Annotated in this window: 11 protein-coding genes; 7 read left to right on the forward strand and 4 right to left on the reverse strand. The window is 61.3% G+C overall.

What is annotated here, in order from left to right; all coding sequences use genetic code 11:
* Positions 1 to 212 precede the first annotated feature (212 nt).
* The 3 genes from BJD99_RS12935 to BJD99_RS12945 form a co-directional block, all read right to left on the reverse strand.
* Entirely contained in the window at positions 213 to 1,457 is a 1,245-nt protein-coding gene (locus BJD99_RS12935; RefSeq protein WP_084347123.1) for an IS4 family transposase, read from the reverse strand.
* Between the two features lie 75 nt (positions 1,458 to 1,532).
* A complete protein-coding gene (locus BJD99_RS12940) occupies positions 1,533 to 3,002 on the reverse strand; it encodes a mannitol dehydrogenase family protein (RefSeq protein WP_084347266.1) in 1,470 nt (489 codons plus the stop codon).
* On the reverse strand, positions 2,999 to 4,021 hold the full coding sequence (locus tag BJD99_RS12945; protein ID WP_084347457.1) for an NAD(P)-dependent alcohol dehydrogenase: 1,023 nt from the start codon (positions 4,019 to 4,021) through the stop codon (positions 2,999 to 3,001). The genes BJD99_RS12940 and BJD99_RS12945 overlap by 4 nt, the downstream gene beginning before the upstream one ends.
* A gap of 150 nt (positions 4,022 to 4,171) precedes the next feature.
* On the opposite strand from BJD99_RS12945, the gene BJD99_RS12950 reads away from it, so the two are divergent.
* From BJD99_RS12950 to BJD99_RS12980, 7 genes are all read left to right on the forward strand, one after another.
* A complete protein-coding gene (locus tag BJD99_RS12950; RefSeq protein ID WP_084347459.1) occupies positions 4,172 to 5,221 on the forward strand; it encodes a sugar-binding transcriptional regulator in 1,050 nt (349 codons plus the stop codon).
* A 38-nt stretch (positions 5,222 to 5,259) separates the two neighbouring features.
* Positions 5,260 to 6,570: a sugar ABC transporter substrate-binding protein gene (locus BJD99_RS12955; RefSeq protein WP_373270542.1), complete on the forward strand. Its 1,311-nt coding sequence runs from the start codon at positions 5,260 to 5,262 to the stop codon at positions 6,568 to 6,570.
* Positions 6,567 to 7,517 (forward strand): carbohydrate ABC transporter permease, encoded by a 951-nt coding sequence (locus BJD99_RS12960; protein ID WP_084347268.1) that lies wholly within the window; start codon positions 6,567 to 6,569, stop codon positions 7,515 to 7,517. The genes BJD99_RS12955 and BJD99_RS12960 overlap by 4 nt, the downstream gene beginning before the upstream one ends.
* Entirely contained in the window at positions 7,517 to 8,407 is an 891-nt protein-coding gene (locus BJD99_RS12965) for a carbohydrate ABC transporter permease (protein ID WP_084347269.1), read from the forward strand. Before BJD99_RS12960 ends, BJD99_RS12965 begins: the two co-directional genes overlap by 1 nt.
* Positions 8,408 to 8,439: 32 nt before the next feature.
* Positions 8,440 to 9,546 (forward strand): ABC transporter ATP-binding protein, encoded by a 1,107-nt coding sequence (locus BJD99_RS12970; RefSeq protein ID WP_084347270.1) that lies wholly within the window; start codon positions 8,440 to 8,442, stop codon positions 9,544 to 9,546.
* Between the two features lie 171 nt (positions 9,547 to 9,717).
* A complete protein-coding gene (locus BJD99_RS12975; protein WP_179142324.1) occupies positions 9,718 to 10,149 on the forward strand; it encodes an STAS domain-containing protein in 432 nt (143 codons plus the stop codon).
* Between the two features lie 98 nt (positions 10,150 to 10,247).
* Positions 10,248 to 11,936: an AMP-binding protein gene (locus tag BJD99_RS12980; protein WP_084347272.1), complete on the forward strand. Its 1,689-nt coding sequence runs from the start codon at positions 10,248 to 10,250 to the stop codon at positions 11,934 to 11,936.
* 23 nt (positions 11,937 to 11,959) lie between these two features.
* Here the strand turns inward: BJD99_RS12980 and BJD99_RS12985 are convergent, their stop codons facing one another.
* The gene (locus tag BJD99_RS12985) at positions 11,960 to 12,853 is read right to left on the reverse strand and encodes a TetR family transcriptional regulator (protein WP_256895659.1); all 894 of its coding nucleotides are present in this window, start codon (positions 12,851 to 12,853) and stop codon (positions 11,960 to 11,962) included.
* Between the last annotated feature and the right edge of the window lie 98 nt (positions 12,854 to 12,951).

Raw genomic sequence — 12,951 nt, forward strand, 5'->3', positions numbered from 1 at the left:
CAATACCGTTTACTTACGGTGGTGGTAGGGACTGCGCAGCGAGGACACGGGGTCGGCGGTCGATGCGTGGTGCGCCTCGGTGGTGTGGGTGTTTGACGTGAAATACGGACATCTTCCGTTTGACGACGCGGGGGTTTGCTCGGTGGGTTCGGATGGGCAGTAGTTCGCGGACGACTTCTGCTGTGACGCGGCGGTGGGCGTCGGTGTGGGTGTCAGGGGGAAAAACCCGGGTGGCTCGTCGTGCTGCGGCGAGCGGCCCGTAGGGTCCGGGTGAACGAAATCCTGTCTGGATCTCGTCCGGAATGGTCTGCTATGGAATGCATTACAGATCTGATGGCGTAGTGCACGCAGAGATGTCCGTAAACTTCTTGGAGGACGCCGTCGGAGGTTTTCGATCGTAGGACCACCCTTGGTCCGCGCTGGTGGGTTTTCAGCTCGTCGAATGCGGTCTCGATTTCCCATCGTTGGGCATACAGTTCGGCGACCTCGTCGGCGGGTGCGTCCTGCGGGTCGGTGATCGTAGTCAGCAGGCGGTAGGTGCGTTGCTCGACGTCGTCGATCGCAGTGTCGGTGCTCGTATCGGGATCGGTGGTGCCGAGGGTGTATTCGATGACGCGGACCGCGACACCGTCGCGGTCGTTGCGGCGTGCGGTCGTGCCAGGATAGATGTGTGAGGCGAAAGATCCATCGGCGTAGCGTGTCTCGACGGGCAGTATCGCGTTCGACTTCATTCGCCACACCAGATCGGCTCCGGTCCCGGCGCATCGATTCCACAGGGAGTAGCTGAAGAAGCCGCGGTCGGCCAGTACCAGCATTCCCGCTGTCATCGATGTGGTCACCGATTGGGCGAGGGTCTGCTCGCCCTGTTTGTACGGCCCCAGTGCCACGTCGATGATCGCGTGCGAGCCACACTCGGCCAGTCCCAGGACGCGAACCTGTGGGAATGCCCCACCACGTCCACCGCCACGCGAGGACGGTGGTCGACCGAAATACTCCACATTCACTGCGGTGTCGGGTACATCCAAAGTCAACCCGTCGATACTGGTCAACTGCCATCGACGATAGAAATCGCCTGCGACATTGCGATCAGCCAACGGTTGAGCAACTCTGGCGTACAACATCTTCAGTGCCTCGGACCCCAACCGTCTGCGAGCCTGAAACAGTGCCGCTTTCGTCGGAACCGTCCACTGGTGCGACCAACCAGAGGCCCACTCGAGACCTGCAACCAACTTGCGGATGACCTCCTCGTACGAATCGGAGGAGAACAATCCCAGTGCCAGAACGTAATACACCACCACTCGCGCCGGCAACAATCGCGACCGCTGCTCCACTCGGCCACACTCGACCAACACCTCGTCGACCACATCCGGTGGAAACACCCGCGTCAACACACCCAACGAAATATGGTCCGTCAACCGCTGAGAATCATCTGGTTTCACCCATCCCACACGTGGCATGACTCAAAGAATAACACCCCTGTCATTCTAAGTAAACGGTATTGAGGCTAGCGGCGATCGCTCAGTTGCGTCCTCTCACGTACGGAGTGCTTCCAAGGTCGCTCGGGCGCCGTGCTCGTGGAGCGAGGCGAGTGTCTTGGTGTACTCCGCTACGAATCGCTCGTTGTCGATGAGATCACCGAACACTGCTCGGTTGGAGATGAATGCGGTCGGATCGTCCTTCTGTTTGCGCGCGAGCGGTACGAGCGAATCCTTCAGCTGGTCGACGATCTCGATCGGCTGACCCTGTTCGTCGACGCCCTCGGCGTACCGAGCCCAGCTCGCGACCACTGCGGTAGCCAACGTGATCGGTCCGCCGTTGTCGAGGTTGGTGCGGATGACGGGCAACAGCCACTTGGGGATTCGGTCCGAGGATTCGGCGCACAGGCGTGCAACAGTGTCCCGAATTTCCGGGTTCGAGAAGCGCTCGATCAACGTCTTCTTGTACTCACCCAGATCGATACCGGGAACTGCCTGGAGTGTGGGGGTGGCCTCGTCGTCCATGTACGCCAACAGGAACTCGGCGAACAACGAGTCCTGTGCAACCTCGTGCACCAGTCGGTATCCGCTGAGGTAGCCGAAATAGCACAGCGCCTGATGGCTCGCGTTGAGTAGGCGGAGCTTCATCGACTCGTACGGAGTGACGTCGTCCACGACCTGAACTCCGACGTGTTCGAACGCCGGACGCCCGAGCGTGAACTTGTCTTCGAGTACCCACTGTGTGAACGGCTCACCTGCGACGGGCCACTGGTCGTCGAGTGCGTAACGGTCCGAAAGTTCCTGCACCACTTCGGGAGTGGTGACCGGGGTGATTCGATCGACCATCGAGTTGGGGAAGGCGCCCTCGGCGGTGATCCACTCCGCGAGAGCGGGGTCCTTCAGGCGAGCAAACGTGGTGAACGTCGATTCCGCGATGTGGCCGTTGCCCTCGATGTTGTCGCAGGACATTATAGTGAACGGCTTCAGTCCCCGATCTTTACGGCGCGCAAGGGCTGCCACGACGAGACCGAACGTGGTCGACGGCGTCGCACCCGGCTCGAGATCCGCCGCGATCGCTGGACTGGCGGTGTCGAACTCACCCGTCGTGGCCGAGAAATTGTATCCCCCTTCGGTGATGGTGAGCGAGACGATTCTGGTGCTTTCGGCCGCCATCTTCTCGATGACGGCATCTGCGTCTTCGGGTGCGAAGAGGTATTCGACTATCGAGCCGATCACCCGGGTGTCCCACGCTCCGTCGGAATGCTTGAGCGCAAGCGTGTAGAGGCAGTTCTGAGCCTCCATGACGTCCCGCATCTTTTGGTCCCCGGGCAGTACTCCGACGCCACAGATTCCCCACTCGGACGCTTCCCCCTGCTGGAGGAGCCGGTCCACATACATTGCTTGATGTGCACGGTGAAATCCGCCGACACCGAAGTGCACTATCCCGGCTGTGACTTCGGATCTGTCGTAAGTGGGTACCTCGACGTCCTCGATGAAGTCGGCGAGGGTGTGCGAATTGAGCTTCATGCGTCGGTCTCCTTGTGCGAGGACGGTATTACCACTGCCTTGATGCTTCCCGGCAGTGCGTCGGCGTTGAGCGCATCCTCGACGTGTGCGAGGTCGTAGCGCCCGGTGACCATGGCGTCGAGATCGACGCGGCCGGAGAGTACGAGTTCGCGAGCGATCGGCCAGGTGTTCGCGTAACGAAAGACCCCGGTGAGGACCAGTTCACGATTCTGAATCAACGACATCGGCAACGCGTAATCCGACGCGCCCATCCCTACCAGGACGACCGTGCCTGCGGGACGGACGGCGTGGATGCCGTCGACGACTGCCCGGGGCGCGCCCGACGCATCGATGAACGCGTCGACGTCGAGAGCCCGGACGTCTTCGGTCATCGGGTCGATCACCTGCGTTGCGCCGAATCTCTCCGCATTCTCGCGGCGGTCGGGTGCGATGTCGCTGACGATGATCGTGGTGGCGCCGAACGCGCGAGCCACCTGGGCAGTGACGAGGCCTACTGGACCGGCGCCTGCGATCAGCACACTCGACCCGGCTGTGATGCCTGCCTTCTGCGCCGACGCAATCCCCACCGACAACGGCTCGAACAATGCCGCGGCCTCGTCGGAAATCTCGTCGGGAACCGAGTGCGCGAACGCCGATTGGATGAGAACGTACTCTGCCAGCGCGCCGTCGATGGGTGGCGTGGCGAAGAACTCCATCGACGGGCACAGGTTGTACCGGCCCGCCCGCGACTGTGCGCTCGTCGGGTCGGGGCGCTGCGGTTCGATCGAGACCCGTTGCCCGATGCGCGTATCGGCGACGGCGCATCCGACGGCGACGATTACCCCGGCAGCTTCGTGACCTAGCACCAAAGGCCCGTTGACGACGTGATCGCCGATGCGGCCTTCGCGGTAGTAGTGAGCATCGGAACCGCAGACGCCGACCGCGGTGACCTGCACGAGAACCTCGTCCGCCGCGGGGGAGGGCACTGGGCGGCTTTCCAGACGGATCTCCTGCGGACCGCTGAGGACGCTGACCTGCATGGACTGTGTCACAAAGATCTCCCTGCTTCCGCTTCTTCGATCACGCCGACTCCAATACTGGTAGGTGTTGTGTAGATCACACCTTAATGTTAGCTTAATGAGCAGAAGAACACATTGTGAGCATCTGCTCATTGAGTCTAGGGAGTGTTCGTGACCGCATCGGTCCCCGAGGTAACGGCAGTGCAGCGCTCGTCGAAGTCGAGCGACGACCTCCGCCTCGCCCTCCGTGCGGCATCGATGTACCACCTGGAAGGTGCGACTCAGGCCGAGATCGCGAAGAAACTCGGAATCTCGCGTCCCACCGCCGGCCGACTCGTTGCCAAGGCGCGAGCGCTGGGGTTGGTGACCATCGAGATCAATGTGCCCGACGAACTCCAGGGCACCGTGCACGCGGACATCGAAGCTGATTTGGAGCGAGAATTCGGCCTCACCGAAGTGCTTGTCGTTCCCGATGTCATCGACGGCACCGACACCGGGTACGGATCGTTGGGGCGGGCCGCCGCGGCGATGCTCTCGCGGCGACTGGAGGGTGCCGACGTCCTCGGGTTCACCTGGGGGCCGGAAACTGTCGCCGTCGCCCAGTCGCTCAAGACGCGTGGAGCGCGATGCGACCGCGTGGTTCAACTCGACGGTTCGATGAGTTCGGCCGACTATCAAACCGGCGTCGAATACACCCTGGGGCGGTGTGCGCAGTACCTGCAGGCGAGGCCGGTGCGCCTCAACGCGCCGCTGTACGCCGACCCGGCCACGGTGACTGCACTGCAGCAGGATTCGGTGATATCGCGCGCCCTCCAAGCCGGGACCGAGGCCGATGTGATGATGTACGGCCTCGGTCCCGTTTCCACGTCCACGACCCTGTTCGAGGGCAGCTTCATCGACCTGGACATTCTCGACGAACTGCGCCAGCTCGGCGCCGTCGGCGAGATTGGCGGCAGGTTCTTCGACCTCGACGGCACACCAACCGGTGGATCCTTGCCGGGGCGGACCGTATCGGTTGGACTCGACGCAATCCGTGACTGTGATCGGGCGATCCTGATCTCCGGTGGCAGCAAGAAGCATCAGGCGATTCTCGGAGCGCTTCGCGGAGGCTTCGCAACCGTGCTGGTGACCGATATCGAAAGTGCGCGTTGGCTGATGGCGCACACGAAGGCTGACAGTGGAGCCTGCAGGAACGACCCAGAGGGAAAGGTATCCAAGTGAGAGTTCTACCGAAAGTGGCCGTCGCGGCATCGTGCGCGATGACCTTGGTGCTGTCCGGCTGTGCCGGCGCGGGATCGTTCGGCGGTGATGGTGACGGTACGACGATCACCGTGGCCATCGTCTCGAACTCGCAGATGTCCGACGCTATTTCGCTGGCACCGGAGTTCGAGGCAGAGAACCCAGGGATCAACCTGAAGTTCGTGTCATTGTCGGAGAACGAGGCGCGCGCGAAGATCACTGCTTCCGTCGCGACCGGCGGCGGAGAGTTCGACGTCGTGATGATCAGTAATTTCGAGACCCCGCAGTGGGCCGCGAACGGTTGGCTCACCAATCTTTCGGAGTACGCGAACGAAACTCCCGGTTACGACGAGGCCGACTTCATTCCGACACTGAAGGACTCGCTCTCCTACGAGGGCAGCATGTACTCGGTGCCGTTCTACGGTGAGTCCTCGTTCCTGATGTACCGCAAGGACCTCATGCAGGAGGCGGGTATCACGATGCCCGAGGAGCCCACCTGGCAAGAAGTCGCCGATGCCGCCGCGAAGCTCGACAATGACGATGTCTCCGGAATCTGTCTTCGCGGAAAGCCGGGCTGGGGCGAAGTTCTCGCACCTTTGAATACGGTCATCAACGCATTCGGTGGACGTTGGTACGACGAGAACTGGAACGCACAGCTCGACAGTCCGCAGGTGGAAGAGGCCGTCCAGTTCTACGTCGACCTCGTTCGCACACACGGTCAAGCAGGCGCAGCGACCAGCGGATTCAGTGAGTGCGGTACTCAGCTCTCGCAGGGAAACACCGCTATGTGGTACGACGCCACCTCGGCAGTGTCGGTGCTCGAGGATCCCACGTCGAGCAACGTCGTCGGCAAGATCGGGTATGCGAAGGCACCGAGCGCGGTCAAGGGCGACAACGGCTGGCTGTACTCGTGGGCTCTCGGCATCCCGAAGACGTCGGAGAATCCGGACGAAGCGTGGAAGTTCGTGTCGTGGATGACCAGCAAGGAATACCTGAACAAGGTCGGTAACGAATTGGGTTGGGAGCGTGTGCCCCCGGGTAGCCGCTTGTCGACCTACGAGATTCCCGAGTACAAGGAAGCATCGGCTGCGTACGGCCAGGTGACCCTCGACTCCATCAACGGTGCGGATCCGAACAAGCCGACCGTGGATCCGGTTCCATACACCGGAGTGCAGTTTCTGACCATCCCGGAATTTCAGGATCTCGGAACCCGCGTCAGTCAACAGATCAGCGCTGCAGTGGCAGGACAGATCAGCGTCCAGGACGCGCTCGCTCAGGCGCAGCAATACGCCGAAGTGGTCGGTAAGACGTATCAGGAGGGCCAGGGATGACCACAACCGAAGTGCACTCGCCACAAGCGGATTCGGAAAAGTTCGTACCGAGACCGAGGGTGATCTCGAAAGCGGAGGGTTGGCGCCGTCGCGGGCCGTTGCTTCCGGCCATGGTCTTCGCGATCATCGTCACCCAGGTGCCGTTCCTGTTCACGCTGTATTACTCGACGCAATCATGGAACCTCGTTCGGCCTGGGTCGCAGGAATTCAACGGGCTCAACAACTATGTCGACGTGTTCCGTGACAGTCAGTTCCGTCAGGTCGCTCTCAACACCGTGATCATGATCGTCGGAACCGTCCTCATCTCGGTCATTCTGGGGCTCTTCCTCGCGTTGCTGCTCGATCGGAAGTTCATCGGCCGCAGCTTGATTCGCACACTGCTGATCACACCGTTCCTGATCACCCCGGTTGCCGGTGCGCTGATCTGGAAGACCACGATGTTCGACCCGGTCTTCGGGTTGATCAACTTCGCTCTCAGCCCGTTCGGCGTCGGCCAGATCGACTGGGTCTCGCGCTTTCCGTTGGCCGCGGTGATGACGAACCTGGTGTGGCAGTGGACGCCCTTCATGATGCTGTTGATCCTCGCCGGGCTGCAGTCGATGCCGAAGGACATCGCCGAGGCTGCCCGCGTCGACGGCGCGGGGCCGTTCAAGCTCTTCCGTGAACTCACGCTCCCGCATCTACGACGCTTCATCGAACTCGGTGCCGTTCTCGGGGCGATCTACCTGGTCAACACCTTCGACGCCGTGTACATGATGACTTCCGGCGGACCTGGCGTCGCCAGCGCCAACCTGCCCTTCTACATCTACCAGCGTGCGTTCCTCGGGTTCGACATCGGCCAGGCCGCGGCTATGGGCGTGGTCACCGTGGTCGCCACCATCATCGTCAGCACTCTGGCGCTGAGACTGATCTTCAAGAGCTTCAGTGGAAACGAGGAGGCTGCGTGATGAGTACCGCAACCACGAACAACAAGCGCAAGAAAGCAGTGCCACAGACCTCGGACGGCGTGGCGATCAAGCGTAAGAGCAACTGGGGGCCGGGCACCATCTGGTCTGTCGTTGCGTGGGTCGCCGGGATCGTCTTCTTCTTCCCGGTGCTCTGGATGGTCCTCACCGGCTTCAAGCAAGAGGCCGACGCGTACTCCGACCCACCGAAACTGTTCTTCACCCCGACGCTCGATCAGTACCGCGGGGTACTCGACAGCGGTATCGGCACTGCGCTGCTCAATTCTGCTTTCGCGACGATCGTATCGACGCTTCTCGTTCTGCTGCTGGGGGTTCCGGCTGCGTTTGCGTTGTCGCTTCGGCCGGTGAAGAAGACGAAGGACGTGTTGTTCTTCTTCATCTCTACCAAGATGCTCCCGGTCGTCGCGGCCATCGTGCCGCTGTACGTCATCGTCGGTGATATCGGCATGTTGGACAACATCTGGACGCTGGTGATCCTCTACACCGCGATGAACCTCCCTATCGCGGTGTGGATGATGCGTTCGTTCTTCCTCGAGGTCCCGAGCGAACTGCTCGAGGCCGCGAGCATGGACGGTGCGTCGCTGTGGACCTCGGTCCGTGAGGTGATTCTGCCTCTCGTCTCTCCTGGAATCGCCGCGACGTCGCTGATCTGCGTGATCTTCTCGTGGAACGAGTTCTTCTTCGCAGTCAACCTCACCGCTGTTCAGGCACAGACCATTCCGGTCTATCTCGTCGGATTCATCACCGGCCAGGGTCTGTACTGGGCCCAGCTGTCCGCCGCTGCGACGTTCGCAGCACTCCCCGTCGTCCTTGCTGGGTGGTTTGCGCAGAACAAGCTCGTGCGCGGTCTGTCCTTCGGCGCCATCAAGTAACTCGGCCCTTTCACGAACCAGGAGAACAAGTCATGGCTGCAATCAAGTACAAAGAGGCATCCTGCGTCTACGAAGGTGCCGACTCGCTCGCTGTCGATTCACTCTATCTGGACATCGAGGACGGCGAATTCGTCGTCCTCGTCGGACCTTCCGGTTCCGGAAAGTCCACCGCCCTCCGGATGCTCGCCGGCCTCGAGGAGATCGACGGTGGCGCCATCGAAATCGGTGGGCAGAACATGGTCGGCGTCCCATCCAAGGATCGCGACATCGCGATGGTGTTCCAGAATTACGCCCTCTACCCCAACAAGACCGTCGGGGAGAACATGGGTTTCGCGCTCAAGATGCGCGGTGTTCCGCTCGAGGAACGTAAGAAGAAGGTGGCCGACGCGGCGAAGATTCTCGACCTGACGGATTTCCTCGATCGCAAGCCGGGCAAGCTCTCCGGTGGTCAGCGTCAGCGAGTTGCCATGGGCCGCGCCATCGTTCGTGAACCGCAGGTGTTCTGCATGGACGAGCCGTTGAGTAACCTCGACGCGAAACTGCGTGTGCAGACTCGTACACAGATCGCCGCGTTGCAGCGAAGACTCGGCACCACGACCGTCTACGTCACCCACGACCAGGTGGAGGCGATGACGATGGGCGATCGCGTTGCAGTGTTGCGCGGGGGCAAGCTGCAGCAGTTCGCCAGCCCAACCGATCTCTACGACCACCCTGTCAACGCTTTCGTGGCCGGCTTCATCGGCTCGCCTGCCATGAACTTGATGACGGTTCCCATCGGATCGGGTGGTGTACAGATCGGAAACTTTCTGCTGCCGCTCGAGCGCGAGGAGCTCACCAAGCTTGCGAGCCTCGGTCTCGACAACGTGACGATCGGCCTGCGGCCCGAGCAGCTCGGCATCGTGCATGGCACGGGGGAGGGCTTCGAGAGCAAGGTGGATCTGATCGAAGAGCTCGGCAGCGAGTCCTACGTGTACGCGCATCTGAATGATCCCAAGGTCAAGGGGCTCGACGGCGGACCGGTGTCTCTCGTCGCGCGCTCGGCGGTGCGTGCGCCGGCGAAGATTGGTGAGAGCATCGGTTTGAGCAGGCTCGACGGCGCTGTTCACCTGTTCCATCCGGAAACCGGCGAGCGGATCTAGGGGCTTTCTCGTACGTGCGCGGAAACTCGGTGCCCTCCGAGCTTCCGCCGCGCGCAGGGCCGACGTTATCGATCCGTGATTCAACGTCGGCTGTTCTGTTATCTTCCCTGTTGCTCGCCCGACATCGACGCCATGCAAGATTGGTTCCTCTACGACCCAGAGGTGGCCACTATGTCAGGTCTGTCGGATGCGCGCTCGATGCTCTCGCGCGGTGTGCCACGCCTGGTCATCTTGGATCCATCCCCACCTCTCGGCATACCCACCCTCGATATTTCCGAGAGCAGGCACGGAAAGTGTCTCCGCCTCGTCGTCAGCGGTGAAGTCGACCTCGGGACGGTCTCTGAGTTCCGGGCTGCACTCTTCAGTGCATCGAACTCGGCGATCGGTGCGCTCATCGTCGATATTCGCGGAGTCACATTTTTAGGGGTGTCGGGGCTGTCCTGCCTCGTCGACCTCGTGCGGGGCAACATGCTGACTGCGCTGGCGATCGTCGCCAACACCCATGCCACGCGTAGGTCCATCGAGATCATCGGCCAGGACCCCGACCTGGTGGTGTTCTCTCGACTCGGTGACGCGCTGCACTACGTGGACGTTCGAACCTGACCGGGGGCGGTACCCCTGTTCGGGGGTAGCGCATCGGTAGCTGTGAGCCATAGCGTGAGTCGAGCTAGCGAGAGACGTGCGCCACAGCAGGGAGAAACATGACGAACGTGACGGAACACGACGCCTTCAAGTCGGCAAGAGATCTACTTCTCGATGCCTACGGCGACTACGACGCGGCCGTATCGAACTTTCAGTGGCCCGACCTGGGTGAGCGGTTCAACTGGGCAATCGACTGGTTCGACGCTATCGCCCGGGGCAACGAGAAGACGGCGCTCTGGATCGTCGAAGAAGACGGGTCCGAAGCGAAGTACAGCTTCGAATCGATGTCGCACCGTTCGGACCAGGTGGCTCGGTGGCTCTCCGGGCTAGGTATCGGCCGCGGGGATTCCGTGATTCTCATGCTCGGAAACCAGGTCGAGCTGTGGGATTCGATGCTCGCGGTCATGAAGCTCGGCGCCGTATTGATGCCGACTACCACGGCGATCGGCTCAGCGGATCTCACCGACAGAGTCGAACGCGGCCAGGCGCGAGCCGTCATCGCGAACCCAACGGATACGTCCAAGTTCGAGGACGTGCCTGGGGACTACCTGAAAATCGCGGTCGGAGATGCAGACGGGTGGACCGACTTACGCGCAGCCTACGACATCGAGAGTCCGAAACCGTTCGAGACCGTGACTGCCCCGTCCGACCGTTTGCTTCTGTATTTCACCTCGGGAACGACGAGTAAGCCCAAGCTCGTCGAGCACACGCAGGTGTCCTATCCGGTAGGGCATTTGAGCACGATGTACTTCCTCGGTCTGAAGCCGGGTGATATTCACCTGAACATCAGCTCACCAGGCTGGGCCAAGCATGCGTGGAGTTGCTTCTTCGCGCCGTGGATCGCCGAAGCCACCATCTTCATCTACAACTACAAGCGCTTCGACGCGAGCGCTCTCCTCGACCAGATTCGTCGCGCCGAGGTGACGACCTTCTGTGCTCCACCGACCGTGTGGCGCATGCTCATTCAGGCCGACATCTCCGGTGGAGGTGGCGCGTTGCGCGAAGCGATCGGCGCAGGTGAACCGCTGAACCCCGAGGTCATCTCGAGGGTGCAGAACGAGTGGGGCCTCAACATTCGCGACGGTTTCGGTCAGACGGAAACGACTGCCTTGGTAGCGAACACGCCAGGAGCGAAACTGAAGTTCGGCGCCATGGGCCGTCCGTTGCCGGGTATCCCGGTCGTCATCATCGATCCGGTGACCGGCGAGGAAGCCGACGAAGGCGAAATCTGTCTCGATCTGGCCAAGAAGCCGTTCAACCTGATGACGAGATACCTCGGCAACCCGGCTCGCAACGAGGAAGTCATGTCCGGTGGCTACTACCACACAGGCGATGTGGCCTCCCGCGACGAAGACGGTTACATCACCTACGTCGGTCGCACCGATGACGTCTTCAAGGCCTCGGATTACAAGGTGTCACCGTTCGAGCTCGAAAGCGTGCTGATCGAGCACCCCGCCGTCGCCGAAGCTGCTGTCGTACCGGCACCCGACGAAACACGACTTGCGGTCCCGAAGGCGTACGTGGCCCTGGCAGCAGGCTGGGAACCGAACGAGGAGACTGCATTTCAGATCCTGAAGTACGCACGCGAGCATCTGGCCCCGTACCTGCGGATCCGAAGGATCGAGTTCTTCGAACTGCCGAAGACCATCTCTGGCAAGATTCGACGCGTCGAACTCCGGGCTCGCGAGGACTCCGGCGAGGTGCTCTCGGCCGAGTGGCGTGATGATCAGTTCACCGGGCTGAAGTAGAGCGTGCTGCGCCACTCGCGTTGCTACTTAACGTATTTCATGATATCAAGGGCGAATCCGACATAGTCTTCTGCGACTTGTTCCGCACTGAGAGGGCCGTCGGGGCGCCACCAGTTGGGGAGCGCGGTACACATGGTCACGATCGCTCGGGAGGCTTCGTAGGGGCGGTCGTTGCGGAACAATCCCTCGTCGACAGCGCCCGTGACTTCTTCGTCGACCATCCGTTGCTGCGTTCTTCGTCGGTCTGCGACCCTTAGGCGATTGTCGGTGTCGAGGCTTCGCATCTCACTCGATCCGACGAAGCCGAGTTCGCGCCGGTGCGTGTGGAAGAGCACAAGATGCTCGATGAGCAGACAGAAGCGCTGAACCGGATCTTGCCCCTCGGAACGTGCGGCCTCGCTACGCTGATGCAATTCCGTCATTGCGTGGTCGAGAATGGTAACCAGCATGTGCTGTTTACTCGTGTAGTAGTGATAGATACCGGAAACCGAGAGCCCACATCTCGCGGCAATACTGCGAACGCTCGCGCCGTGATAGCCGATTTCCAGGATTTCCTCGAGGGCCGCCCGTAGAACCGGGTCGAAATCCAACGGGGCATAGGTACGCCAGTTGGGTAGATTCGGCGATGTCGTCCTTGGCTTCTCCGCAAGCGGCATCGCCGGTGCATGCTGCGTTTCCACGTCGACGACGATGTCGAGGATCTGCGGCACGGTGATATGCAGTGCTTCAGCGATTCGATTGAGGCGCACGACGCTGATTCCGGTCTTGCCGGTCTCGATCTGGCTCACAGTCGCCGGACTCACTCCGAGCGCACCGGATAGTGCCCGTAGGCTCAACTTCTGTGCCGTCCTCGCCGAACGCACCTGCGCTCCCAAGACGGCGTCAGCCTCATGGCTGGACTCCCTGTCCTCTCTCACCTGTGATGCGCCTCCCGTAGATTGTTTAGGAATTCTAAACTAGCGGACTCGAACGTTGAAATCAGGTCTAGTGAGAGGGGCTTGGACAGGCTATTGAC

Origin of the sequence: Rhodococcus sp. 1163 (assembly GCF_002091985.1) — a bacterium.
GTDB lineage: Bacteria > Actinomycetota > Actinomycetes > Mycobacteriales > Mycobacteriaceae > Rhodococcoides.